This is a genomic window from Asaia bogorensis NBRC 16594, from assembly GCF_001547995.1.
GTDB lineage: Bacteria > Pseudomonadota > Alphaproteobacteria > Acetobacterales > Acetobacteraceae > Asaia > Asaia bogorensis.
On sequence record NZ_AP014690.1, the window covers coordinates 863,424 to 887,174 of the forward strand.

21 protein-coding genes are annotated in these 23,751 nt (G+C 60.3%); 12 read left to right on the top strand and 9 right to left on the bottom strand.

Annotation, left to right across the window (positions count from 1 at the left end; genetic code table 11):
* The first annotated feature begins 1 nt into the window (after nucleotide 1).
* On the top strand, nucleotides 2-229 hold the full coding sequence (locus Asbog_RS03865; protein WP_062164139.1) for a hypothetical protein: 228 nt from the start codon (nucleotides 2-4) through the stop codon (nucleotides 227-229).
* A 143-nt stretch (nucleotides 230-372) separates the two neighbouring features.
* On the opposite strand, the gene Asbog_RS03870 is transcribed toward Asbog_RS03865, so the two are convergent.
* The 3 genes from Asbog_RS03870 to Asbog_RS03880 form a co-directional block, all read right to left on the bottom strand.
* Nucleotides 373-3,165: a M16 family metallopeptidase gene (locus Asbog_RS03870; RefSeq protein WP_062164140.1), complete on the bottom strand. Its 2,793-nt coding sequence runs from the start codon at nucleotides 3,163-3,165 to the stop codon at nucleotides 373-375.
* 148 nt (nucleotides 3,166-3,313) lie between these two features.
* On the bottom strand, nucleotides 3,314-4,696 hold the full coding sequence (locus Asbog_RS03875; RefSeq protein ID WP_062164141.1) for a hypothetical protein: 1,383 nt from the start codon (nucleotides 4,694-4,696) through the stop codon (nucleotides 3,314-3,316).
* Nucleotides 4,693-5,547 (bottom strand): ABC transporter ATP-binding protein, encoded by an 855-nt coding sequence (locus Asbog_RS03880; RefSeq protein WP_062164142.1) that lies wholly within the window; start codon nucleotides 5,545-5,547, stop codon nucleotides 4,693-4,695. The genes Asbog_RS03875 and Asbog_RS03880 overlap by 4 nt, the downstream gene beginning before the upstream one ends.
* A 457-nt stretch (nucleotides 5,548-6,004) precedes the next feature.
* On the opposite strand from Asbog_RS03880, the gene Asbog_RS03885 reads away from it, so the two are divergent.
* Together Asbog_RS03885 and Asbog_RS14805 are read left to right on the top strand one after the other, a co-directional pair.
* Nucleotides 6,005-6,529, top strand: a complete 525-nt coding sequence (locus tag Asbog_RS03885; protein WP_062164143.1) for a hypothetical protein — start codon at nucleotides 6,005-6,007, stop codon at nucleotides 6,527-6,529.
* Nucleotides 6,530-6,789: 260 nt separating this feature from the next.
* Complete coding sequence (locus Asbog_RS14805) at nucleotides 6,790-6,993, top strand: DUF7830 domain-containing protein (RefSeq protein ID WP_456303621.1); 204 nt, start codon at nucleotides 6,790-6,792, stop codon at nucleotides 6,991-6,993.
* 125 nt (nucleotides 6,994-7,118) lie between these two features.
* Here the strand turns inward: Asbog_RS14805 and Asbog_RS03890 are convergent, their stop codons facing one another.
* From Asbog_RS03890 to Asbog_RS03905, 4 genes are all read right to left on the bottom strand, one after another.
* A complete protein-coding gene (locus tag Asbog_RS03890; protein ID WP_062164144.1) occupies nucleotides 7,119-7,649 on the bottom strand; it encodes a hypothetical protein in 531 nt (176 codons plus the stop codon).
* Complete coding sequence (locus tag Asbog_RS03895) at nucleotides 7,649-8,662, bottom strand: L-threonylcarbamoyladenylate synthase (protein WP_023978945.1); 1,014 nt, start codon at nucleotides 8,660-8,662, stop codon at nucleotides 7,649-7,651. Before Asbog_RS03895 ends, Asbog_RS03890 begins: the two co-directional genes overlap by 1 nt.
* On the bottom strand, nucleotides 8,659-9,465 hold the full coding sequence (locus Asbog_RS03900; protein ID WP_062164145.1) for a 3'(2'),5'-bisphosphate nucleotidase CysQ family protein: 807 nt from the start codon (nucleotides 9,463-9,465) through the stop codon (nucleotides 8,659-8,661). The genes Asbog_RS03895 and Asbog_RS03900 overlap by 4 nt, the downstream gene beginning before the upstream one ends.
* Nucleotides 9,466-9,587: 122 nt before the next feature.
* Nucleotides 9,588-10,265, bottom strand: a complete 678-nt coding sequence (locus tag Asbog_RS03905) for an NUDIX domain-containing protein (RefSeq protein WP_062164146.1) — start codon at nucleotides 10,263-10,265, stop codon at nucleotides 9,588-9,590.
* Nucleotides 10,266-10,330: 65 nt separating this feature from the next.
* Here Asbog_RS03905 and Asbog_RS03910 point away from each other — a divergent pair, with 65 nt between their 5' ends.
* From Asbog_RS03910 to Asbog_RS03935, 6 genes are all read left to right on the top strand, one after another.
* Nucleotides 10,331-10,813, top strand: a complete 483-nt coding sequence (locus Asbog_RS03910) for an NADH-quinone oxidoreductase subunit B family protein (RefSeq protein WP_062164147.1) — start codon at nucleotides 10,331-10,333, stop codon at nucleotides 10,811-10,813.
* The gene (locus tag Asbog_RS03915) at nucleotides 10,810-11,718 is read left to right on the top strand and encodes an NUDIX hydrolase (RefSeq protein WP_062164148.1); all 909 of its coding nucleotides are present in this window, start codon (nucleotides 10,810-10,812) and stop codon (nucleotides 11,716-11,718) included. Before Asbog_RS03910 ends, Asbog_RS03915 begins: the two co-directional genes overlap by 4 nt.
* A gap of 151 nt (nucleotides 11,719-11,869) precedes the next feature.
* Nucleotides 11,870-12,847, top strand: a complete 978-nt coding sequence (gene nadA / locus Asbog_RS03920; protein WP_369794239.1) for a quinolinate synthase NadA — start codon at nucleotides 11,870-11,872, stop codon at nucleotides 12,845-12,847.
* 11 nt (nucleotides 12,848-12,858) lie between these two features.
* Complete coding sequence (locus Asbog_RS03925; protein WP_146926480.1) at nucleotides 12,859-14,433, top strand: L-aspartate oxidase; 1,575 nt, start codon at nucleotides 12,859-12,861, stop codon at nucleotides 14,431-14,433.
* Complete coding sequence (nadC, locus tag Asbog_RS03930) at nucleotides 14,430-15,290, top strand: carboxylating nicotinate-nucleotide diphosphorylase (protein WP_062164149.1); 861 nt, start codon at nucleotides 14,430-14,432, stop codon at nucleotides 15,288-15,290. Before Asbog_RS03925 ends, nadC begins: the two co-directional genes overlap by 4 nt.
* Before the next feature lie 468 nt (nucleotides 15,291-15,758).
* Nucleotides 15,759-18,086, top strand: coding sequence for a TonB-dependent receptor (locus tag Asbog_RS03935; RefSeq protein WP_083510693.1), 2,328 nt, complete (start codon nucleotides 15,759-15,761; stop codon nucleotides 18,084-18,086).
* Nucleotides 18,087-18,152: 66 nt separating this feature from the next.
* Here the strand turns inward: Asbog_RS03935 and Asbog_RS03940 are convergent, their stop codons facing one another.
* Both Asbog_RS03940 and Asbog_RS03945 read right to left on the bottom strand, forming a co-directional pair.
* On the bottom strand, nucleotides 18,153-19,301 hold the full coding sequence (locus tag Asbog_RS03940; RefSeq protein WP_062164150.1) for a redoxin family protein: 1,149 nt from the start codon (nucleotides 19,299-19,301) through the stop codon (nucleotides 18,153-18,155).
* 48 nt (nucleotides 19,302-19,349) lie between these two features.
* Complete coding sequence (locus Asbog_RS03945; protein ID WP_062164151.1) at nucleotides 19,350-20,834, bottom strand: mannitol dehydrogenase family protein; 1,485 nt, start codon at nucleotides 20,832-20,834, stop codon at nucleotides 19,350-19,352.
* Between the two features lie 180 nt (nucleotides 20,835-21,014).
* On the opposite strand from Asbog_RS03945, the gene Asbog_RS03950 reads away from it, so the two are divergent.
* The 3 genes from Asbog_RS03950 (at nucleotide 21,015) to Asbog_RS03960 (ending at nucleotide 23,718) form a co-directional block, all read left to right on the top strand.
* Complete coding sequence (locus Asbog_RS03950) at nucleotides 21,015-22,295, top strand: TIGR03862 family flavoprotein (protein ID WP_231944650.1); 1,281 nt, start codon at nucleotides 21,015-21,017, stop codon at nucleotides 22,293-22,295.
* A gap of 255 nt (nucleotides 22,296-22,550) precedes the next feature.
* On the top strand, nucleotides 22,551-23,105 hold the full coding sequence (locus Asbog_RS03955; RefSeq protein WP_062164152.1) for a hypothetical protein: 555 nt from the start codon (nucleotides 22,551-22,553) through the stop codon (nucleotides 23,103-23,105).
* Nucleotides 23,106-23,178: 73 nt separating this feature from the next.
* Nucleotides 23,179-23,718, top strand: coding sequence for a hypothetical protein (locus Asbog_RS03960; protein ID WP_062164153.1), 540 nt, complete (start codon nucleotides 23,179-23,181; stop codon nucleotides 23,716-23,718).
* Nucleotides 23,719-23,751 lie beyond the last annotated feature (33 nt).

Consider the following 23,751-nt stretch of genomic DNA (forward strand, 5'->3'; position numbering starts at 1 on the left):
CATGACGGGCGAAGATATTGATGAATGGCTCGATAGCTGGATCGAAGCCCACCACCAGAACTGGGGTGAGCCCTCGCAGGCTGTCGCGGCCTGTCTGGCCGACGCCGAAAAAAGCGGCATCAGCCCGCGTGATCTGAACGACGCGGCCAATGGTGATCTGGAGACCTATCTTCAGGAAGAAGCCGAAGCGATTGCCGAAGCATCAGATGAAGCGCCCGAAGGCTTTTGACAGCACCTTTATGGTGAGCCCCTGAACCTGCCCGATCCGGGCAGGTTTTTTTGTCTTCTGCCCCGCCGTACACAGGTAGAGCGAACTTGATGGCCCTCTCCCACCGGTGATGAGCGGGGGAAGAGGGCAAGAGAAACAGGATCTTATTTCCCTGTGCTCTTGATCGGTGCGGGGCCGCGGATCATCTGCACCATGTCCTGCGGTCTCGCCCAGCGATGGAAGGCATCCTGAACCTGGGCGGGCTTCATGTCATAAACGGCCTGAGCGCGCTTATCGGGTTCGTCCAGCGACAGATCGAGACCGATCAGTGAGAGATACTGCCCGGCAATGCCCCCGAAGCTGGCCCGTTCCATCGGAATGGCCCGCAGGATCGAGGCCTTGGCGTTCAGCAACTCATCATCGGTCACGGGATGGGTCTGCATATCGCGGACGTTACGCAGGGCAGCATCGCGTGCCCTGAGGGTCTTGTCGGGATCGGAACCGTAGGTGATCACGAACGCGCCGCGATTGACCGACCAGCCGAAATCACTCCCGGTTGTATAGACCATACCGGTGCGCACGCGCAGATCCTGCATGAGACGCGAGGAGAAGCCGGAACCGAGAATCTCGTTGCCGACCTCAAGCGCATAGCGGTCCGGGTTATGAATGCCGCCGGGAACGGTCTGGGCGAGATAGACAGAATCCTGCACACGGCCCGGATCATCAATGACGGCCTGAGACGGCTTGTTCAGCGGGCGGTCGGGCAGATCGACGGCGGGTTTGAGACCGGTTGCCTTCCATCCTGCAAAGGCCTTCTCGACCGCATCGCGCGCCTTTTCGGGGGTGATGTCACCGATGACGAAGATACTCGTCAGATCGGGACGATAGGCCGCCTTGTAGAAATTCTGCACGTCAGCAAGCGTGATGGAGGACAGCGTCTGTGGGGTGGTTTCACGCAGTGATGGATCGTTTGCCGGTGCAAGGGCTCTGGTCAGGGCGCGCTGGAAGCGATAGCCGGGCGATTGCATCACCCCGGCCTGCGACGCTACCGCCTGCTGCTTGAGAATGGCAAAGGCCTGCGCCGGAAAAGCCGGATGGAGCTCCATCTCGGCAAGAAGCGACAGTGTCTTCTCGAAATTGGGTGTGAGCGTGCTGAGAGAGAAGGAGGTGCCCCCATCGGCATCGGAGGCCAGATCGTCCAGCGCCGCTGCCATGGCAAGGCGATCATGGGTCTTGCTGCCATAAAGGAACAGATCGCCCGTCAAACCGGCCACACCGTCCTTGCCCTTGGGCTGTTGCAGGTCGTTGTTATGGCGGATGCTGCCATAAAGCACGATGGTATGGCTGACATGCTCGGGCTGGACCAGCAGGGTGATGCCGTTGCTGAGCGTGTATCGTGTAGGCTGGGCAAGCGGCTTGGGGGCTGGCAGATCGGCCAGTGCTGTCGCGGCCCAGTCGGGCAGGGCAATGTTCTTGCCCGGTGGCGGCAGGAGGGATTCGGGCCCCTTGTTGCTGCTGATATTCGGCGATTTCCCTCCCGACGGGGTCAGAATACCAGTCACGGCGTGGTCTGGGTCGAGGATGGTTGCCGCAAGCGCATTCACCATCTGGGGTGTTACGGCGTTATAGGCTTTGACCAGCTCGGCAGGGGATTCCAGGCCATTATAGGCGAGGGCGCTGGCCCAGCTCTGGGTCAGATCGGTTACGCTGTTGGCGTTGTATTCGAGCGCGGCGATTTCCTTGCGCTTGGCGGCCTCGACGAGTTCGGCAGGCACACCCTTGCTGCGCAGGGTTGAGAGGATCGCGCGTATCTCGCCCAGAAGGGCCTCGGGGTTCTGGCCCTTGGGGAAGGCAGCAAGCGCATTGCCAACCCCTGCCTGCTTGCGGGCATTATAGGAGAATTCGGTCGCCAGCGCCTTGCCCTGCGGCACAAGCGCAAATAGCGCGCCGCGCTGGCTGCCAAGCACATCGGCCAGGATCTGGGCCGTCGCCGCATCGGGGCTGCCGGCACCGGGCATACGAAAGCCGATGCTCAATATGCCCGTGGCATAATCGCTATCGAGCGTGATGGTGCGGGGCTTGACCGGGGCCGGGGTGATGACCGGACGTGCAGGCAACTTGCCCGCCGGAATGGCACCGAACTGTGCTTTTACCTTCTCGAGCGTGGTTTTTGGATCGACATCCCCCACGATCAGCAGGATCGCGTTATTGGGCTGGTACCAGCTGTCATAGAAGCCGTGCAGCAGTTTGGCGTCGGTCTTGTCGAAAGACTCGCGTGTGCCAAGGGCGTCATGCTCGTAGGGCGTGCCAGCAAACAGGGCGAGGTTTTGCTGGATGGTAAAGCGCTCGAAGGGCATCGATACATCACGCGCGACTTCCTGCTCGATGGCACCGCGCTCATGCGACCAGTCAGCGTCGCTCAGCAGGACGTTGCGCATACGATCGGCTTCGATCTTGAGCAGCACATCCAGATAATGAGACGGGGCCTGGAAGTAATACTGGGTTGTATCCTCAGTGGTGAAGGCGTTGCTCACATTCCCGATACGGGCGCTGACCGTTGAAAGCTGGTCACGACTCAGCCCTTTTGACCCGTTGAACATCATGTGCTCAAGCGCATGAGCGGTACCGGGGAAGCCTGCCGGGGCAGAAGCGGAGCCCGCGAGATAGATCACCTGTGTCTGAACGACAGGGGCCAGACGGTCGGGCACGATGACAACCCGCAGCCCGTTGGAGAGGGTCTCGCGCACTGCGCTGTCCATTGCCGTCGCGCCATGCGGAGATGTTGTCCCCCCGCTGCGGCTCGCAGAAGGGCTGCTCGTGGAGGTGCCGGTAGCAGCGCCCTGCTGGACTGTTGCTTCGGCAGCCATCGAGGGCGCTGAAACCGCGACAGACAGCGTCGGGGCAACAAGCAGGCTGGACGCCAGTAGCGCCTTACGCAGTGGGGGCAGCACGGACATTCATAACTCCCTTGGGGTCTCGTTCAGTCAGGCGGATCGACATGGAATGATACTATGTAACGGACGCAGCGTAACAGCTTGGCATGATCTGTCCATGCCGCGTGCCTTATGGCGCCGCCCACTGATGGGCGTCTGGCGGGCTGCCCGGTCAGCGCGGCGGTTCCAGTGGCCAGTCCTGCCGAGCCAGCGCATGCGGCGTTATGATGTAGAGCAGGGCCACGACAACGATGGCGCCCAGGGGCAGCAACCCACGCCACCAGAAAGCACTCTCGATCATTAGAGCTGTGCAGGCCTGAAGCACGATGACAACGCCGCTGATCGTGAGAACCATATTGACGGCAGGCCGGTTAAGGCGGGCGGAGAGCAGGCCAAGACATGGCACGCATACGGTCCCAACCAGAAGAATACCCGCGGCAAGTCCCCATGTCAGGCAATGGAAGACGGGAAGGTTTTTGCCATACCAGCTCACCAGCCCGAGCCACAGGCCGGACACGCCTCCGGCAAAGACGGCCGTCATGAGGTGGAGCTGAAGCAGCTTGCGGGTAAAGGCTGCCTTGTCGCCAAAGGGGCAAAGCGCAACGAGAAAGGGCCAGTCCGTGCGCTTCTGGAATTTCTGGCACACACCAATGGCCACAAGGAGCGTGGCCTGTCGGGCATAGCCGGGCAGGCTGTGGCGGAACGCATCAATTGTCGGAAGATGACCGTCCATGACCAAAAGCATAATGGCGCTCAGCGCAGCGAAAATCAGGGTGCCGCCAATCTGGACAAGGGCGACGATCACAGGTCGTGTTGTCAGGAACTGATCCTGCAGCGGGATATGTGGCAGAAAGCCTGGCCGCCACATGAGGCAGGAAATGACAGGCTGCAGCAGCCTTGGGAAATGATCCCTGCCGACTAAGCCGGTTTCCGGCAGTGGGTCCAGGCGGTAATCGCGAAACCGGTATTCGTACAGGGCAATGCCCAGACCAGCCAGGAGCAACCCGAGCGCTACGGGCCAAGAGGCTGTAAAGATCAGAAGCTGGATTTTTGGGACCAGCAGCAGAATGAACCCGATACGCGAGACAATACGCCGCATGATGCGCGTCGCGCGCCGCATCGACTTGGGACCTGTCTGATCCGCGCCCGACCACAGGGCTAGAGCCAATGCCTCGACGGAAAGCGTGTTGAGAAGAGGGGCCCCCATCAAGAGGGGCGGGGCGCAGAGAACGGTGAAGGCGATGGCGATAATCGCGTGGACTGCGCAATACTCACCGTGTTGCAGGCGAGGCAGCATGAACGTGACGGGTGAGCGTATCTGACGCCAGTAATGGGTGTTGACGGAACTGAACGCGCTCAGCAGCAAGACCCACCAGGCGGACATGACAAGGTTGACCAGCATGGGCAGGCCATCGACATGCGGTGGCGCCAGACGGAGCCAGACCGCGATACTATAGCATATGACGGCATAAAGCAGTCCGAGCAGAACCATGGGATTTTCGCGCAGGAAAATCGGTGAGGCGTAGAGCCTCATGGCACGCAGGGTATCCCTCATCGCGTCAGCGCCAGAAAGAAGGCTTCCAGATCGCCGGGTAGCACTGTCAGGCCAAGAGCTTCATGGGCGGGTGTCCAGCCTTCAACCCAGACACTTCCGTCAGGAAGATCGACAAGGACGCGAAGTCCGTGATGCGCGTCGGGCCATTGGGCGAGATGGCGAATATGGCTGTTGAATTGGCAGGAATCGACCGTACTGATGATCTGGCCCTTGTTCAGTGTTACAAAGCGATCGCAGATCCGCTCCAGATCGGAGATGATATGCGATGAAAGCAGCACTGTTGCGCCGCGCTGCTTCACGGTTTCTGCCAGCAGGGCGATGAAATCGTGGCGGGCGAGGGGATCGAGGCTGGCAACGGGTTCATCCAGCACGATAAGATCGGGTGAAAAGCGCAAGGCCAGCACGATGGCCAGACGCTGTCTTTCGCCCCCTGAGAGAGCCGAGATACGCGATTTCGGATCAAGGCTGGCCCATTGCGACCAGCTTTTATCCTCGCATGGCTGCGTTGTACTGCCTGCGTCTGCTCGTGGTTGGCTGTTATGGAAGGCCGCCAGATAATCGAGCAATTCCTGAACGCGAAACCAGGTAAGGCCGGTCATTGTCTGCGGAACAAAACCAATCCGCTCACGGAGTGATGGTGTAAGCGCATCCGCTGACTGGCCCCAGACCCTGATCGAACCAGAATCCGGTTGCAGCAAGCCAAGCAGGCAACCAATCAGGGTGGTCTTGCCCGCTCCGTTGGGACCAAGCAGAGCTGTAATACTGCCCGGTTCCAGAGTGAGAGAGACCTGATCCAGCACGCGCTTTGCGCCGTAGTTTTTGGAAAGGCTCTCTATCACAACTGGAAACATGACGATCCGGCCACCCTGTTTAGCGTCGATTGACTGCGATCATGTTCCATATTGTTCCGTTAGAAAACCGATAAACGGAGTCTGTCGGGCCGATTTATTGGGAGTAACGCTTCCTGTGCGCGGGCTAGACCTCGAACGGGAGCAGCGCCTTTTGACTTTCGGGCAGAGACTCATTTCTCGTGCGCTTATGTCGAGGCGAACCATGCCTCAATTTGCAGTCTGGATGACGATCTGTACCGGACGAATGAGCACATTCCACTCAATTGCGATCATAACGCGCACTGGCGTGAGCCTCTGTCTGCGCGGGTCTGCTTTTCACGGCTCGGGCTGTTTCAGGTTGCGACACGGGGCGCTGGTGGTGCGTGGGAGGGGGCTTTTCTTCTTCAGGGCCTAGCCCTTGCACGGTGAGGCGCAGAAAACAGATGCGCCCGCCGTAGCGGCGAGGTAAGTCAGCGTCATGTCCTTTGTCGAACGCGTCAATCAGGCCGATCTCTGGCTACTCGATAAGATCTTCCAGCCTGTATCCGACAGGTTGCCCGAACGGCTTTCTGCTGCCGAACTCGGGATGAGCCTCCAGCTTGGTGCGATCCTGTTCTTTCTGGCAGCCATTGCCATTCTGATCTTCACAGGTGCCACATCACTCAGCGGATCGATGTTCAACATCCTCAACTGGGTGCTGTTCGTCTGCTTCTACATGGCGATCCAGCGTATGCGCCCGCTGGTACGCGCCGGTCAGGCCAACCCGCTGCGCAGCTTCCTGCTGGGCATGAGGCCGCTCGGTATCGTCTGGCTTGGGGTATCCCTGTGGAATGGCGTGTCGGGCAGTGGCCTGATCATGCTGGTTGATCTGTTCATCAACATCACCAACCTGATTTTTGTGATCGGGCTGTATTTCGTCTCTTGCCAGCCACGCCCTCCGGCACGCCGCACGAGCAAGAGCCGCGCCCATCTGACCCCCATCATGGGCGGTGTGCAGGATTAGGGGGGCAGGACTAAGCAAATTCGTGCCTGCACAGTGCGGTTGAGTCACTGACGCACCGCACCTGATTTACTGGATCCTGGGATTTTATCGCGATCGAGAGTGATGCCTGGACGCGTTGCGATCAGTATGCAGCCGGCGGCAACTGAGCGGATGAACTGTTCATGTAAATCACGCCAACGGAAGGTTGATCTCACCCACTATGAAAAGATTCCTCAGTGTAAGGTAGAGTTTCTCCATTCATAAGTCTGGAGATCCGAGCAATGAAAGTGGCCAAGCTAGACGGGAATCCGATAAGCGCTGCTGATGCCATCACTTATCGAGAGAGGACTGGGAAAAAAGGCTATATCTATGCCTGCCCGGAATGTGGAACGCCCGCGAGAATTCACAAGGATGCCGATCAGGATGGTCATTTCGAGCACAAGATGCGAGTGGCAGAGTGTTCCCTCTCGCATGTGAGCCGCTGAAGGCTGAGGCCGACGCTCCATAACGTGCACAGATTTGGTGAGGCGCGTAGCAGCTATACGCACACTGGACCGAGACGCCCCGCAATGCGGGGCTGTCTTGTTTCCGATTACGCTGCTTGTAGAGCCTAGCGCAGGAAGATCGAGCGATCGACGCGGGGGACATCCACTATGGAATGGATGAACTGCGTGCTGGCGATCCCGATAAGGATGCCGACGGCGAAGCCGCACCAGATCAAGGTACTGGAGAAAGGCTTGCGCGCATCGCGGGCCAATAGTTTGGACTGGATTTCAGCGCGGGATTGCTGGGTCTGATACAGCTCTGAACGCACGGATTCGAGACGGGCACGTGAATTGCGTAACTCAAGGTCCATCTGACGCAGATTGTTGGTGAGCGTCACAATCTGCTGTCTGGCCGCCAGCACGTCAGGGCCGCTCTCCGCCTTGGTGGTTCGTGGCCTGGGCTTGGCGCGTGGTGGTGGGTTGGGCGCAATGGCGACAAAGAGGTTCTTGAGGGCACCGCCTGTCGTACCGCTCTTGCGCGCACGCGAGCGCAGCGCATTGAGCGCGGCAATGGACTGCCCTTCCTGTTCTTCAAGAACCAGAGCGAGGATATCCGAGAGAACCTTGAGTTCCTTGGGGTCGAACGAGCCGGACATCAGCCGATCATGCTCTCCAGATCATCATCGTCATCACCCGACGCCGTCGGTCGAGGGCTGGCAGCGCGACGCAACCGGTCCATGATGGCGAGGCCAAGGCCCTGGCGGGGCACCGGCATGGCGGCGATGGTCTTGAGGCCACGCCTTTGCCCCTCGCCATCCAGAAAGCGCAACCCGGCAAAGAGGCGCGAAGCGGCCTCCTCAAGGTCGCTGCGCTCGCTGAGGTTGTAAACCAGTCCCGCGCCGCTCAGGGCCGGGCCGAAGGCCAGAAGCGCCTCATGCTCATCCACGCTCTCGGCGCTCAGACGGACCGGAAGGCCGGGCGCGTAATGAGAGGCAAGCATGCCGGGGGAGGAGGGAAGCTTGGTGGCGTAATCGTCCGGATTGCGGATCGTGCCGCATACGGCTTCAAGCTGTTCCAGCGTGATGCCGCCCGGACGCAACAGGAAAGGCACCTCGCGAGAGAGGTCGATGACGGTGCTTTCTAGCCCGACCGAGCAGGGGCCGGAATCGAGAATGGCGTCGATGCGACCATGCATGTTGCGCAGCACATGAAAGGCATCGGAAGGGCTGACACGCCCCGACGGGTTGGCCGAGGGCGCTGCTACTGGCTGGCCAACAGCCTGAAGTAGCGCCAGAGCGGTCTTGCCGCGTGGAACGCGCACCGCGATGGTTGGCAGACCGGCCGTCGCCAGATCGCAGATGGTCGAGCCGCTCTTGCGCGGCAGGATCATGGTAAGGGGGCCCGGCCAAAAGATCTCGGCCAGACGGCGGGCCATGTCATTGGCCTCGACATGCTCGAAAGCAGCTTCAGCGCTGGCGAAATGACTGATGAGCGGGTTGAACCGCGGCCGGTTCTTGGCGGCAAAGATATGAGCAACGGCAGCGTTGGACGTGGCCAGCGCGCCCAGACCGTAAACCGTCTCGGTCCCGAAAGCCACGAGCTTGCCATCAAGCAAAAGTGTCGCGGCGCGCTGGATGGCCTCAGGATCGGCCTTGAGAATTTCTGTCATGCGTCCTGCCCTTGTGTGGCGTGGCGTCCGGTGCAGAGAAAGGGCGGATTGAACCAGCCCGGCTTGCCGTAGCGCAGGGGCGCGCCTTTTTCATCGAGCACATGGCCGCCTGCGGCTTCGACAATCGCCTGCGGGGCGGCCGTGTCCCATTCCATGGTCGGGCCAAGGCGGGGGTAGAAATCGGCTTCACCCTCTGCGACACGCGCGAATTTGGCGGCCGAGCCGATATTGCCCAGCGTTCCGATTTTTCGCCCGGCAAGCCATTCCTTGAGGCGCGGGTCATCGGCGTAGTGACGCGAAGCCAGGATACGCAGCCCGTTCTCGGGCGGCACGACCGCAGCAATAGGGGTCATCCCCTTGCTGTCACGACGCCAGGCACCTTGCCCCACGAGGCCGGTATAGAGTTGCCCATAAGCGGGAAGGGCCATCGCCCCGAGAACAGCCCGGTTGCGATAGATCAGCCCGATATTGACCGTGAAGTCGTCACGTCCTGCGGCAAATTCACGCGTTCCATCAAGTGGGTCGACAAGCCAGTAGATCTCGCCTGGCTCCGCAAAGGCGCCATTGGCGATCTCCTCCTCACCCACAGCCGGTATATCAGGGCGAGCGGCACGCAGCCCTGCCAGAATATGGCGCTCTGCCGCCTGATCGGCCTCAGTTACCGGCGATTTGTCCGCCTTGATGATTGTCTCGAAGCCCCGGTCGCGAATTTCGTTGATAAGTGTGGCGGCCTCATCGGCCAGGCGAGCGGCGAGGGCGAGCAGGGCTTCAGCATCAGGGGGAAGGGCTTCGGTCTGGGTCATGGATCCGGCTTACCCGAAGTTCAGGATATCGTCATGAGCAAAAAGAGGCGCTGACGCGTTGTTTTGCGCGTCGCTATGATCCGGCCTGCATTTTGCCTGAGCACGCCCCGCGTGTCTGTGCGTCAGCCGTGCGGGCGGGCACCATACAGATGGAAGGCCAGAAGAAGCTTGGCGTCCTGCTGCGGGAGGGTCGGTATGGCGTCGAGGGGTAACACGCGAAGTCTGATATGCTCGTGCTCGCCCTCCAGCCCCGTCGCGCGATTGTCGAGACTGGCCAGTTCCGACGGCTCCAGATCGATTTCCAGCGCATAAAGCGTGAGATGTTCGTCGCAACCACCGGGTGAAAGCGTGACGGTGCCGAGCGAGATCAGGTCCTTTTCCGCAAGCGCCAATGTGATGCCCGTCTCCTCGGCAAATTCGCGCAGCGCGGTGCTCTGTACTGTGCCGTCATCGACCATTCCGGCGGGCAGGGAGAGGGACTCTGCGGTGGCTATCGGGAGGCGCGGCTCGCAGGTAAGCACGGTTCCTGGCGGGTGATCGGGATGACGCAGCACCACGAGAATACCGACAGAGTCCCCGCGCAGGAAGGCATAGCGGGGTACGGAAACCCCCTCATGACGGGCCTGCGCCTCGGCGAAGACAAAGCCGATCCGGCTTCCGAACTTCACGGCATCACGGATCGTGAGAGAGGAAACCTCGAACTCCCGTTCCACGCCCTCTATCCAGCGACGCACATGGGGTGCGTTGGCAATGGCGTCGTGCCAGTCTTGTGGAATATGGGACGCAAAGGCCAGAACCATGCGGGGTTTTTCCTTGAGCCGGTTTATGGTTTTACTCACAACGAACCAGATGACCGGAACTGTCCATGATTTTTCTGCGCGCCCTGCTGGACGCCAATAGATGGCGACCCCGTGATTCCCTGCCACCCGCGCCGCGTCCACTCACGCTTCATATCGTGGCAGGTGGTGGCTGCGATGGCTGTCGTATCGAGGCGCAGGCCCTTCAGGGCGCGGCCTATGATCTGACCCGTCACGACATCCGTTTTGTCGATACACCCCATGATGCCGAGCTTCTGTTCGTCACCGGCGTTGTGACGCGCGCCATGCTGCCCGGGCTTCAGGCCCGCTGGGAGGCCATGCCGGGGCCAAAGGGCATTGTGGCGATCGGCGATTGTGCGCTCGGCATGGGGCCGTTCGGGGTAAATTACGCCGTGCTGGGCGGTATCATGGAGGCGGGTCTGGCCGGTGTGCGGCAATGCGATGTGGCCCTGCGTGGCTGCCCACCCAGCCCGGCAGAAATCCTGCGCGCCCTGCTTCTGCTGACGACCGGACGGGTCGTGAATGCATGAGTAATATCGAGACCGAACTGGTGGCGGTGCTGCTTGCGGTGCAGGACGAACAGCCTCTCGTGCTGACACTCGACCAGGGGCGCAACCTGCCTTCCGGGCCGCTGGAAACGGCGCATCGCTCCTTGCAGCGTGGCATGCGCCTTTGGGTCGAGCAGCAGACGCAATGTCACCTTGGCCATATCGAGCAGCTTTATACCTTTGCTGAGGCGTCGGGCGGTGAAGCAGGATCGGCGGATGCAGGGCAGGCCGGCGCAGACGCGCCGCGTCTCATACGTATTTCCTATATGGGGCTGACCCGTCTGGAGGATGCACAGGAAGGCTGGCGCGGGCTGTACGAATATTTCCCGTGGGAGAATTTGCGGGGCAGCGGCGCGGAACTGATCGAGAGCGAAATCGGCCGGGCGCTGCAAAACTGGGCCTGGCGCGATCCAGCCCGGCAATGGCGCTGCGCCGAGACGTTCGGGCTTGAAGGGCAGCCCTGGAATGACGAGCTGGTCCTGCACCGCTATGAACTGCTGTGGGAGGCCGATCTTCTGCCTGAATCGCGCAGGCCCGGCGCCTGGGTGGTGCCTGGCCGTGCCATGCCGTCGGACCGTCGGCGCATCCTCGCGACTGCTCTGGCGCGTCTGCGGGCCAAGATACGCTATCGCCCCGTGGTGTTCGAACTCATGCCCGAGACCTTCACGCTTTGGCAGTTGCAGCGCACGGTCGAGGCCATTGCGGGAAGACCGCTGCACAAGCAGAATTTCAGGCGGCTGATCCTGGCTCAGGACCTCGTGGAGGAAACGGGCGAGGCGGAAAACCAGCCCCAGGGACGCCCTGCGCGGCTCTATCGCTTCAGGCGAGAGGTGATCGGTGCCCGACAGCTTATGGGCTCCAAATTGCCGATTGCCCGGTCAGTGTGATCTTGAATGGTTCTTGGCCGTGCTTTTTCGACAATCACGGCTTTGTGGCTTTGAAAACATCGGGGAGGCACCCAATGTATGGGTCTCAACAGTTTTGTCCCTATTATGCTCATATAGAGCATAACTAAGCGGAGAGGATCCGATGGATCAGATGACCCTCGTCAGAGATCGTGGCGACGCCCTTTACGAACCCGTGTCAAGATTGATGACCCGTGAGGACTGGGAGCGCAATTTCGAGGATGATATCCGGGCGATCCTGCGGCTGAAGCGCGAACGCAATGCAGTCATTCTTGCGCATAATTACCAGACCCCGGAAATCTTCCATTGCATCTCCGATATCCGCGGTGACAGCCTTGCGCTCGCCCGCGAGGCCCAGCGCTGTGAGGAGCAGGTGATCGTGATGGCCGGCGTTCACTTCATGGCTGAAACGGCCAAGCTGATGAACCCGGAGAAAACGGTGCTCATACCGGACTCGATGGCAGGTTGCTCGCTGGCGGAATCCATCACGGCTGAGAATGTCCGGGCGCTCAAGGCGGCCTATCCCGGTGTTCCGGTCGTGACCTATGTGAACAGTTCGGTTGCCGTCAAAGCGGAGACCGATATCTGCTGCACGTCCGGCAATGCCAAGAAGGTGGTCGAAAGCCTTGGTGTGCCGCGCGTCATCATGATTCCTGACGAGTTTCTGGCGAAGAACATCCAGAACGAGACCGGCATCGAGATGCTCACCTGGCCTGGCCATTGCGAGGTTCATGAGCGTTTCACGCCCCTCGAGATCAGGCAGTACCGGCGTATGCATCCCGGTGTCGTGGTGCTGGCCCATCCGGAGTGCCCGCCCGAAGTTGTGGCAGAAGCCGATTATGCAGGCTCGACGGCGGGGATGATGGAGTTTGTGGCGGTCAAGCAGCCCGCCAAGGTGCTGCTGGTCACGGAATGTTCCATGAGCGACAACCTTGCCGCGCTCAACCCTGCGGTCGAGTTCGTTCGCCCGTGCAATCTCTGCCCACATATGAAACGTATCACGCTGCCCGCTATTCGTCGTGCGCTGGAGACCATGCAGGAGGAAGTGACCATTCCCGATGCGCTCTTTCCGCAGGCCAGGCGCGCGGTCGAGCGGATGCTTGCGGTCTGAGGGCCTGAGCCATGATGACACTCACCCGTTTTGCAGGCTGGCCCGTCATTGCGGGTGCAGGTCTTGCGGGGCTCTCGGCGGCCCTGCATCTCGATCGGCCCTGCGTGGTGCTCAGCCCGTCCCCTCTGGGGACGGAAGCGGCCAGCATGCTGGCGCAGGGCGGCCTCGCAGCGGCCATCGGCCATGATGATGACGTGGCGCTTCATATGCGCGACACGCTCGATGCCGGTGACGGGCTGTGTGATCCCCGTGCGGTCGAGGCCATTATCGGGGCTGGTCCCTCAGTAATAGCGACATTGCTTGACTGGGGGGTGGCGTTCACCCGCACAGGGAGCAGCGATCTGGACCTGCATCTGGAGGCGGCCCATTCACGCGCGCGCATTGCGCATGTGAGTGGTGATGGCAGCGGTGCGGGAATTATGGAGGCGCTCATAGCGCGGGTCAAAGCCTCCCAGCGCATTGTGGTGCTCGATGGGGTGACACTGGACCACCTCCATGTGCTGGACGGACGTGTGCGCGGCGTATGGCTCAACACGGGGCAGTTCATTCCAACCAATCACTGTATCCTGGCCTGTGGCGGGGCAGGGGCGCTCTATGTCGGTGCAACGAGCCCTGCCAGCAATACGGGGCGGGGTCTGGCAGCCGCCGCGCGAGCCGGGGCCCGGCTGGCCGATATGGAATTTGTCCAGTTTCATCCAACTGCCCTCGATGTCGAGACAGGGGGTGGACGCTCGCCTCTGATCAGCGAAGCCGTGCGGGGTGCGGGCGCGGTGCTCGTGGATGAAACCGGCAACCGCTTTACGGACGAACTGCAGTCCCGTGATCGCGTATCACGTGCGATTGCGCGCCATCGGGCACTGGGGCATCGCGTGTTTCTCGATGCGCGCTACAATGGGCCTCATGCGCGCGGCAACCGGCAGGGTGCCGGGCAGGCGACGGGTTTGCGGCAGGTCTTTTCACGCCAGTTTCCGGGTATTGCGCGCATCTGTGCCCAGCACGGTATCGATCCCGATCGTGAGCCCATTCCGGTAAGGCCAGCGGTTCATTACCACATGGGCGGTGTGGCGACAGATCTGCATGGCCGGGCAAGCCTCGCGGGGCTATGGGCCTGCGGCGAGGTCGCCTGCACCGGGTTGCACGGCGCGAACAGACTGGCCAGCAACTCACTGCTTGAGGCGTTCGTGATGGGGCGGGCCGTGGCGTGGGATGTGAACAATGCCACGCGCGAGCGCCATTCCTGTCAGAATCCCACAGAGCCTGTGCGCTTTGGTGCGGCGAGTTTTGGGCCGCGCATGGATAAGGGGGCAGGGATCCTGCGGGATCATGACGGGCTGGAGGGTCTGTCGGCCTTTCTTGCCCCGCTTGCCGCGCGCGATGACCATGCTCTGGTTGGTGCAGCCATCGCCAAAGCTGCCTTGCGCCGCAAGGAGAGCCGTGGAAGCCACTGGCGTCTCGATGGAGACGAAGCGCCTCAGACCGGGCGTTTCCAGTTTACCCTTGCCGAAATCGGTCTTGGACAGGGCGATATCGCCGCGTCGGGTTCAGCCCCCATGATCCATGCGCAGAGGAGCTACGTGCACGCATGACAATTTTCATTCCTCCCTTGCCCGATCTGTTGTGGGAACCCGTCATACGGGCCGGTCTGGCCGAGGATTTTGGCACCGGAGGTGATGCCACATCACAGGCCATCGTCCGGCCCGGCCAACGCCTGCGCGCGGTGTTCCGCGCCCGTCATGAGGGCGTTGTGGCTGGAATGGCGGGTGTCAGGCTGGCATTTTCTCTGCTTGACCCGAATGCGAATTTCACAGCGCTCAAGGAGGATGGATGCCGCATTCTGCCGCGTGACATCCTTGCCGAAATCGAGGGGCCTGCGGAGATCGTTCTGGGGGGAGAGCGCACAGCGCTCAATCTGCTCTCCCATCTGAGCGGCATCGCAACCGCAACGCGTCAGGTTGTAGACGCCATCCACGGTACGAAAGCCCGTGTATGCTGCACGCGCAAGACCCTGCCCGGACTGAGAGCCATTCAGAAATATGCCGTCAAGGCAGGGGGCGGGAGCAATCATCGCTATCGTCTCGATGATGCGATCCTGATCAAGGATAATCATATTGCCTTGTGCGGAGGGGTGGCTTCGGCGCTCAAATCCGCAAGGCAGCGCGCAGGGCATCTGATGGCGATCGCGCTTGAAGTCGACACGCTCGATCAGCTTGAAACGGCCCTCTCGACGGGCGGGGCAAATGTCTATCTGCTCGACAATATGGGACCCGACATGCTTCGGCGCGCCGTGGAGATGGTCAAGGGCCGCGCCCTGACAGAAGCCTCCGGTGGCATTACGCCTGACACGGCGCCAGCCATTGCGGCTTCAGGGGTGGATGTGCTCTCCCTCGGCTGGTTGACCCATAGCGTCAAGGCTCTCGATATCGGGCTTGATATCGATCTGTAACGATGTCGCCTTCTCCTGCTCCCACCCTCATTCCGGGCAGGGGGGAGCAGGATCGCACGCCAGTAATTTATCCGCGCAGCATATGAGTGAGCATCATCCGGCATAGACGGTTTGCGTTCTGGCCTGTCTGGCCTGCGCTCGCTAGCACGGTTGACTTAAAGGCGCGAGATCGTCGGCCTTCCGGGAGGGAGGGTCTTCTGAGCCCGTTCTGCGTGGGCGCAGGTTGAGTAAGGTTTGGCCTCGGAAGGCATAAGTCCATGCTGTTTGCTGAGGGGGGGGCAGGGTGGCCCCTATGCATCAGACCCGAACAGAAACGTTCCATATCCGACACATTACGACTTGATTTCGACTTGTATACCTGCTTGTGTTCGTGCAGATATAAAACTGCAAGCGGGGCTTTCGAGACGTAACTTTGTGTCTCTTAAGTAATAAACTAGAAAACTTTCAGAAATTGGGAAGAGGGTCTCGATGGCGTATGTGTTTGGTCGTGCGAAACTGAAAATCGGGCTGGCGATCTGTCTGGCCTCGGCCACCTGTCTGTCGCAGAATTTTGCCCATGCGGCCTCCAGTGCGCCGGCTTCAGCCCGGACCCCGCGTCATGGTAGCCCGAAACATACGGTGGCCCGGCCTGGCCAGACAACAACGGCACCCGCGCCGCACGCGGGTCGCAAGAAGGCTGTCGAGGCCAGGGGCGAGGAGCAGATATCGGTCACCACCTCACGCCAGGCCCTCAATGGCGGCGGTGGCATGATGCGCATCGAGCACGCGCCGCGTAACGTGCAGACCGTCGATCATGAATATATTTCCATGCGTAACCCCTCGAGCACGGCGCTCGATCTGATCCAGAATCTCCCCAGCGTCAGCATCAGCACGCCCGATCCCTATGGTATGCAGGGTGGTCAGATCCAGACACGCGGTCTGACTGATCTCGATATGGCGCTTCTGGTCGATGGCGCGCCCGCGGCGGCCGCCAAATACATCACAGAGAATGTGGATACCGAGAACGTCGAATCCGTCTCGCTGACGCCCGGCAGTTCCGAGACCGCGTTGCCCGTCATGTCGGCGGCCAGCGGAACGATGAATGAGACCACCCATACGCCTGACAAGAAGTTTGGCGGTCTGGTTGATTTTTCCTATGGCACGAACAACCTGTCGCGCGAGTTCATCCGGCTGGAAACCGGCGAAATCGGCCATAGTGGCGTGCGCGGCTATGTCTCGTTTTCGAACACCCACACACGCAGCTGGATGGGGGCGGGTATCAATGACCGCCGTCATGTTGATTTTGGCCTGAACAAGCAGTGGAAGAATGGATCGTTCGCCAAGGCCTTCGTCTCGTGGAACTGGGAAGACTTCACGATCGACAATTATCCGACCCAGCAGGAATTCTACAAATACAAGCATACGGGTGAGGGATACGGCCGATCGGCAAATTCGAACAACATAAATTACTGGAAAAATAATACGGATTACTGGAATCAGGTCTATCTTTCTGCTCCGATCCATATTGTCCTGACGCGCCGCATCGCCTTCGATCTTCAGCCTTATTACAACCTTGGACGGGGCTGGGATGCGTCACCAGGTGGCACGGTAACACAGGCTGATGGTACCACCCGCAACGTGACCAGCTACTTCCTGCAGGGAGCGACCGAGCGCCGCGGGGCGACCGCAAAGCTTGGTATCGATGTGGATCGCCACAACCATGTGTCCTTCGGCTACTGGTACGAAAACAACTACACCCAGCAATCCTACCCAACCAGCTACACGCAGGATAACGGTGCTGCCCCCAGCCCCAACTGGGCAGCCTATCGGATCGATGCGGGCGATCAGCAGAATGCTGGCACGGAAATCCACAGCCTGTTCGTCGAGGATCATGCCAAATATCTGAACGACAAGCTTGATATCCAGGCCGGATTCAAATTCGTCATGTCCAATACCTGGAACAAGGATCTGTACGGGCGCATGTCCAACAACCGGACCGCCCCTTTGCCGCAGCTTTCTGTCGGCTATACCATCGACGAGCACAGCCAGATCTACCTGAATGCAGAAGGGGATTACCGTCAGCCGAGCGCCGTGGATCTGGGATGGCTCTATACCAGCGTACCGATCCCGAAAAACCAGTATTCCATCAAGGAAGAGCTGGGCTATCGCTATCATGATCAGCACATCATCGTTGATGCGTCATTCTTCAACTACAATGTCACGAACCGTATCGTGAACCAGTATCTGGGCATGAATCAGTTCAAGCCGTTCTCAATCGGTAACCAGCATATGCGTGGTTTCGATTTCATGATCTCGGGCCGCCCGATTCACGGATTCAGCCCCTATGCCTCGGTCGAATATCTCCATGCTGTTCAGGACAGCAATGTGTTCGACCCCTATACAAATGGCATGCTGAACTCGAAGGGCACGCAGGCCATCATGGCGCCGCGTGTGCTCGCGAATTTCGGTCTGACCTATAAATATGCCGGGTTCTTCGGCAACGCGAGCCTCCATTACACAGGTCCGCAATCCGTCAGTGTCGCAGGCGATCAGCGCATGCCCGGATTCGTCACGAACACGATTTCACTGGGCTATCGCTTCAAGCCAATCGGTATCGCCCAGTCGCCGACCATCAAGCTGAACTTCGCCAATGTGACGGGCTCGATTGTGCGAACGGGGGCTATGGGCGCGATCTATAGCGCGAAGGATCCGAGCACAGTCTATAGTGGCAGCCTTGCGCCCTATACCGGCTACGGCAATTCCTTCATGACGGCCGCGCGCTTCACCATGACAGGAACGGTCTCCACCAGTTTCTGAGCGGATCTCGCTCAAGGCAGAGCCATCGAAAACGCCCCGGCTGAAGCGCGGGGCGTTTTTTGCAGGTCAGCCGAAGGTGAAGGAGAATGCCTCGACACCGGGTGACAGAAACTCGATGCGAAACAGATGGTCGCCCACGTTGTTCTCACCCTGACGGATGAGCTGATAGAGACGCTGGCCGCTTACCGTTCCTATGCCGTCGGCATCGCAATCCGTACCATGCATGGCACCCGGGGGGTGGCCATCGAGGGTGACGCGAAACCTGACGGGTTTGCCGTCTTTCGCCGGGCCGAGCACAAGGTGCAGGTCACGCGCATGGAAGCGAAAGGTAATTGAACCACCCGGCTTGTTAAGACGGGCGGCTTCAGGCCCGATCGTCCAGTTCCCGCTCAAGCCCCATTCATTAAGGGCGGGGCTGTTTTCGATGACATAATCGTTGGGTGAGTCCTGAACGGCCCCTCCGGTCGAGATGAAATGACTGGCCCGTTCATAGCCGATATAGGTTTCGGGGGAGTCGATAGCAGAGAGATCGGCTTCGGATTGCTCGCCCGTTCCCACAGGATGAACGAGGTCATCTGGCACGTTCTTCGCGCCATTATCGCGCAGCATGGCCTGTAACTGATGTTCGGAGCGGTCGTAATCACCTTCACCGAAATGATGGGCCTGTATCTTGCCATCTCCTTCGACGAAATAGGCGGCAGGCCAGTATTCGTTGTTGAAGCCGTTCCAGATGGCGCGGTCGTTATCGACGGCTACCGGGAAGGTGATGTGAAAGCGCGCGACCGCTTTCTCGATGTTTTCAAGGTTTTTCTCGAAGGCAAATTCGGGCGCATGGACGCCAATCACGACAAGCCCGTAGGGTTTGTACTTATTGGCCCAGGCCTCGACATAAGGCATTTCGCGCAGGCAGTTGATGCAGGAATAGGTCCAGAAATCGACCAGAACCACCTTGCCCTTGAGCGCCTGCGCCGTGAGCGGCGCAGAGTTCAGCCAGTTGGTGGCGCCACTCAGTGAGTCGAGCGGGGCCGCTCTCGCCCCTGTAATGCCCCCCCCAAACGCCAGGGCGAAGCACAGGCCGCCCAAGGCGAGACGCATCTCCGCAAGGTGGGGGATCGCTGGCAGGCCCGACCCGAACCGGAACCGGGCTGCTTTGGGTCGCGAAATGGCAGGCTGGATTGAGAGAGGCTGGAAAGAACCGGAAGCGCGCTGAGCCATGAAAGGGCCTTTTCGGGCAAGGGCAACGCGCCTCCGGGGCCTGTCAGGTCAGTTGCCGGAGTCCGTCGCTGCGAGAAGTTCAGCGAGAACGGCGGGGGTTCCTTTCTGTTCCATTCTCTCTGCCATTTCACGTATCAGGCTGCGATGCGCTTCGCTCAGGGAAAAGCTTTCGAACACCGTCATGCTGAAAACGCTCTCCCATGACAGGGCGCGCTCGCGCTGGGCGTCGCCCATGGCGGGTTCGAACGGCTCAAAGCGTGCGCCGGCATCGGTGCGGCCGTGCAGGTAGCGAATGAAGCAGGCCAGCACGAGAGCGATGCGCTGTATGTCAGCCCCTTTTTCAACCAGCACGTTCCATGTCGGCGCAAGAAAGACGGGCAACTTGCTGCCGCCGTCACCCGTGATACGGGCCAGCCTGTCGCCCACGGCCGGATTGCTGAAACGGGCCACGATCAGGTCACGATAATCGGGCAGGGACATACCGGCGGGCGCGGTAAGATGCGGGATGACGTCCAGCGTCATGAAACGATCGACAAGAGCATGGATGCCCGGATCGGTGATCGCATCACGTACGGTGTCGAGCCCGGCAAGCTGGCCGGGATAGGCCAGCATGGAGTGGGAGGCATTGAGCATACGCACCTTGGCAAGCTCGTAGGGATGCACGTCAGGGACGAGCTGCGCGCCGACCTTTTCGAGTTCGGGGCGCCCGTTGACGAAATGATCCTCAATGACCCATTGCGCGAATTCTTCCGAGATCACGGGCAGCTGGTCAATCACCCCGCATTCCGCATTGACCCGCTCGGCATCTTCCTTGAGCACGGCTGGCGTGATGCGATCGACCATCGAACTCGGAAATGACACCTCCTGGGCGATCCAGGCCGCCAGATCGGGGTCGAGCGCCTCGGCATGGGTCAGAACGGACCGGCGCGTCACCACGCCATTATCGCGCAGGTTATCGCAGGACAGCACGGTGAAGGGCGCAATGCCCGCCTCACGGCGACGGCGCAGCCCTTCGACAATGAAGCCAAAAGCCGATTCCGGTCGGGCCGGGTCGGCCAGTTCACGCTGGGTCAGAGGGGCTTCCAAACGGTAGGCACCTGTGGCGTGATCCTGATTATAGCCGCCTTCCGTGATGGTCATGGAGACGATGCGCGTCGCAGGAGCAGCAATGCGGGTCAGAACGGCCTCAGGGTCGGCCGGGGCGAAAAGATAGGCGATCATGCTGCCGATCACCTGATGGCGGGTCTTTCCGTCAGGGGCGTAGCGGGTCAGCGTGTACAGGTCGTTCTGCGCCGGAAATGCCTCCAGCTTGAGGCGCTCGGTGGCGTCATCAATCAGCCCGACGCCGCAGAAGGCCCAATGGCTGTTGCCCGGTTCGTGCAGAAGCTTGTCCATGTACCAAAGCTGATGAGCGCGGTGGAAATTGCCCACGCTCAGATGCACGATCCCGGCTGTCAGGGCGTCGCGATCATAGGAGAATGTCTCGACACTGGAGGGCAGGGCCGGGAGAGTTGCTGTGGAAAGAGCAATCATGAGCTATCCTGGGTGTGATCTTTCGCGATCACAACAATGGCGTTGGGGTCGTCCTGCCCCGGATGGAAAAATGCCGGAACAGTCCGGGCATGGCCTCGTTCAGCCACGCAATCTGTAGTGCAGCGCGCCGGATGATGTGGCGGTTCCCTGATATCCCTCAAGCGATAAAACGGACTGTCTATGGCACTATTTGGTGAGGAGGATTACACCGCCTCGATGATGAACAGGAAAACGATTGCCGTAATTGGCGCGGGCCCGGCCGGACTTGCCGCTGCCGAGCGGATTTCGGCGGCCGGGCACGATGTGGTGGTCTATGACCATATGCCAAGCCCGGCCCGTAAATTCCTGATGGCCGGGCGCAGCGGGCTGAACCTCACCCATGCCGAAGATCTCTCCCTGTTCCGGACGCGCTATGGTGCAGCAGAAGCATGGCTGACGCCGTTCATCGAGCGCTTTCCTCCGCAAGCGCTGCGCGACTGGGCCGACGGGCTGGGGCAGAGCTGTTTTACGGGCAGCAGCGGTCGCGTCTTTCCTCATGCCATGAAGGCCTCACCGCTTTTGCGGGCGTGGCTCGGGCGTCTGGCAGCGCAAAACGTGCGGCTTGCTTTGCGCCACCGCTGGACCGGATGGGACGCGCAGGGACGGCTGCTATTTTCGACACCAGAGGGCATGGCCAGCGCCTGCCCGGACGCTGTCGTTCTGGCTCTCGGTGGTGCATCATGGTCTCGTCTGGGGAGTGATGGCGGATGGGTTGAGTATCTGCCCCCCGATAGCGTTGCTCCGCTCCAGCCAGCCAATTGCGGCTTTCAGACGTGTTGTCCTGCGGCCTTTCACGAGCGCTTTCACGGTGAGGTGCTCCATTCGGTCGTCATCAGCGGGGCAGGCGTGCAGGCACGGGGTGATGTGACCATCACGCAGCGCGGCATCGAAGGGGCACCCGTCTATCGCGTGTCGGCGGCATGGCGCGACGCGCTGGCGGAGAGGGCGCCGCTCGACATCAGGATCGATTTCCGCCCCGGCTTGACCCGCGACGCACTCACCCAGCGTCTGGACAAATTCCGCGCGCGGGAGAGCCAGGCGAACAGGCTGCGTCGCCTTGGCCTCTCCGCACCCGCCCGGTGGCTGCTGCGCGAGGCGCTCGAAAATCGGGTGCAACCCGCAGGGTCCTGCGTCGAAAATCAGACGGAAGGGGCCGCTGACGGGCTGGCCGCGCTCATTAAATCCTGCCCGCTGTGGCTGAGCGGTACGGATGCCCTCGACCGGGCCATTTCCACATCGGGCGGTGTGCGGCGCGATGCCGTGAACCAGGCGGTGATGCTCAAGGCGCGGCCCGGCGTGTTCGTGGCAGGAGAGATGCTGGACTGGGAAGCGCCAACGGGCGGCTATCTGCTTCAGGCCTGTTTCGCCACCGGTCGGGCGGCAGGCGATGGGGTACTGTCGTGGCTGGAGGCGGGGCCATAGAGTCTGCGCAAATTCTGGTCCGAGAATGGCGATAATCGCATGGGACGAATTGTCTTCTGACTCGCTCCATAATGTGACCCGTTCACCACGTGCAATTTCCGTGATGCTATCCGATGATAATCTGAACGCTCTGATACTTCGCTAAGCGCCAAAGGCTCTCAAGATTGCCAGGGATCGCGTTGCGTCTGGAACTACGGGCACTAGAACCGTCGATTTTGGAATTGCGGATATCGAATCACCGAAGCAGGACATTGCATGAGCACCGTCATTCCTTCCTGGCAGATCCCCACACGCTATGCTCAGGTCATCCGCACTCGAAAATATGTAGCCGTAATCTGCCTAGAAACCTGGGGCGGGATGCATTTCTCGCGCTCTGGCTGGTCGATTTTCATTCCTCGCAAACAGGTCACGACGGAATGGATCGGGGCCAATCTCAAAAAGGCGCTGTATAGCAGCGAGGATTTCGGGGCTCAGCTGCCTCGGCCGATCCCCAGTGAGATTTCAAAGCCCGCATATGATGAGTCAGACCAGAGGTCTCGCGAGTTCTGGCTGCATATCCAGGAGGAATTTGGTTTCAAGGATATCCTGACTGCCATGTCAAAATCGGCCTTGGTCTTCGTAAGGTGGCCGGAGGACAAAGAGGATCAGGTCGAAATGGTCGCTTCTCGTGGAAGCGGTGCGCATCATTCCGCCTGGGGGACCAATGAGAATTTCGGCAAGGTCTTTCACGCCTCGATCAATCTGAGTGATCTCGAATTCGGCGAGGTGGCCGTGCAGGCTCTGGATCGTTGCCAGCCGAATTACGCGTGAAACGCGCGAAGATCCGCGTTGCCGCTGGCTCGACGGGCAGTAAAACCATTGATTTCAGGATTGCTGACATCGCATGAGCACCGTGATCCCCACCCGGCGTGCCCAGGTCATCCGCACCAGAAAATATGTAGCCGTGATTTGCGAGGAACGTTGGGGTGGGAGTCACTTCTCTCGCTCCGGCTGGTCGACTTTCATTCCCCGCAAACAGGTCACGACGGAATGGATTGGGGCCAATCTTAAAAAGGCCCTGTATAGCAGCGAGGATTTCGGTGCACATTTGCCCCGGCCGATCCCCAGTGAGTTCTCAAAGCCTGCATATGACGAATCGGACTGGAAGTCGCATGAATTCTGGTTGCGCATCCAGCAGGAATTTGGCTTCGAGGATATTCTGACCGCCATGTCCAAATCTGCGGGCATCTATATCGACTGGCCCGAAGACCAGGGGGATCAGGTACGGATCGTCGCAACGCGTGGTCGTGGTGGTGGCTTTTCCGCCTGGGGGACCAATGAGAATTTCGGCAAGGTCTTTCATGCTTCGATCAACTTGAGTGATCTCGAATTCGGCGAGGTTGCGGTGCAGGCTCTGGATCGTTGCCAGCCGAATTACGCCTGAAACGCGCGAAGATCCGCGTTGCGGCTGACTTTG

Coding starts and splice junctions, on each gene's coding strand:
- Asbog_RS03935 (WP_083510693.1), top strand. CDS start 15,759: ATGGCGTATGTGTTTGGTCGTGCGAAACTGAAAATCGGGCTGGCGATC.
- Asbog_RS03905 (WP_062164146.1), bottom strand. CDS start 10,265: ATGGTTCTGGCCTTTGCGTCCCATATTCCACAAGACTGGCACGACGCC.
- Asbog_RS03895 (WP_023978945.1), bottom strand. CDS start 8,662: ATGACAGAAATTCTCAAGGCCGATCCTGAGGCCATCCAGCGCGCCGCG.
- Asbog_RS03955 (WP_062164152.1), top strand. CDS start 22,551: ATGAGCACCGTCATTCCTTCCTGGCAGATCCCCACACGCTATGCTCAG.
- Asbog_RS03940 (WP_062164150.1), bottom strand. CDS start 19,301: ATGGCTCAGCGCGCTTCCGGTTCTTTCCAGCCTCTCTCAATCCAGCCT.
- Asbog_RS03875 (WP_062164141.1), bottom strand. CDS start 4,696: ATGAGGGATACCCTGCGTGCCATGAGGCTCTACGCCTCACCGATTTTC.
- Asbog_RS03900 (WP_062164145.1), bottom strand. CDS start 9,465: ATGACCCAGACCGAAGCCCTTCCCCCTGATGCTGAAGCCCTGCTCGCC.
- Asbog_RS03880 (WP_062164142.1), bottom strand. CDS start 5,547: ATGTTTCCAGTTGTGATAGAGAGCCTTTCCAAAAACTACGGCGCAAAG.
- Asbog_RS03910 (WP_062164147.1), top strand. CDS start 10,331: ATGATTTTTCTGCGCGCCCTGCTGGACGCCAATAGATGGCGACCCCGT.
- Asbog_RS03870 (WP_062164140.1), bottom strand. CDS start 3,165: ATGTCCGTGCTGCCCCCACTGCGTAAGGCGCTACTGGCGTCCAGCCTG.
- Asbog_RS03865 (WP_062164139.1), top strand. CDS start 2: ATGACGGGCGAAGATATTGATGAATGGCTCGATAGCTGGATCGAAGCC.
- Asbog_RS14805 (WP_456303621.1), top strand. CDS start 6,790: ATGAAAGTGGCCAAGCTAGACGGGAATCCGATAAGCGCTGCTGATGCC.
- Asbog_RS03915 (WP_062164148.1), top strand. CDS start 10,810: ATGAGTAATATCGAGACCGAACTGGTGGCGGTGCTGCTTGCGGTGCAG.
- nadA (WP_369794239.1), top strand. CDS start 11,870: ATGACCCTCGTCAGAGATCGTGGCGACGCCCTTTACGAACCCGTGTCA.
- Asbog_RS03945 (WP_062164151.1), bottom strand. CDS start 20,834: ATGATTGCTCTTTCCACAGCAACTCTCCCGGCCCTGCCCTCCAGTGTC.
- Asbog_RS03890 (WP_062164144.1), bottom strand. CDS start 7,649: ATGTCCGGCTCGTTCGACCCCAAGGAACTCAAGGTTCTCTCGGATATC.
- Asbog_RS03885 (WP_062164143.1), top strand. CDS start 6,005: ATGTCCTTTGTCGAACGCGTCAATCAGGCCGATCTCTGGCTACTCGAT.
- nadC (WP_062164149.1), top strand. CDS start 14,430: ATGACAATTTTCATTCCTCCCTTGCCCGATCTGTTGTGGGAACCCGTC.
- Asbog_RS03925 (WP_146926480.1), top strand. CDS start 12,859: ATGATGACACTCACCCGTTTTGCAGGCTGGCCCGTCATTGCGGGTGCA.
- Asbog_RS03950 (WP_231944650.1), top strand. CDS start 21,015: ATGGCACTATTTGGTGAGGAGGATTACACCGCCTCGATGATGAACAGG.
- Asbog_RS03960 (WP_062164153.1), top strand. CDS start 23,179: ATGAGCACCGTGATCCCCACCCGGCGTGCCCAGGTCATCCGCACCAGA.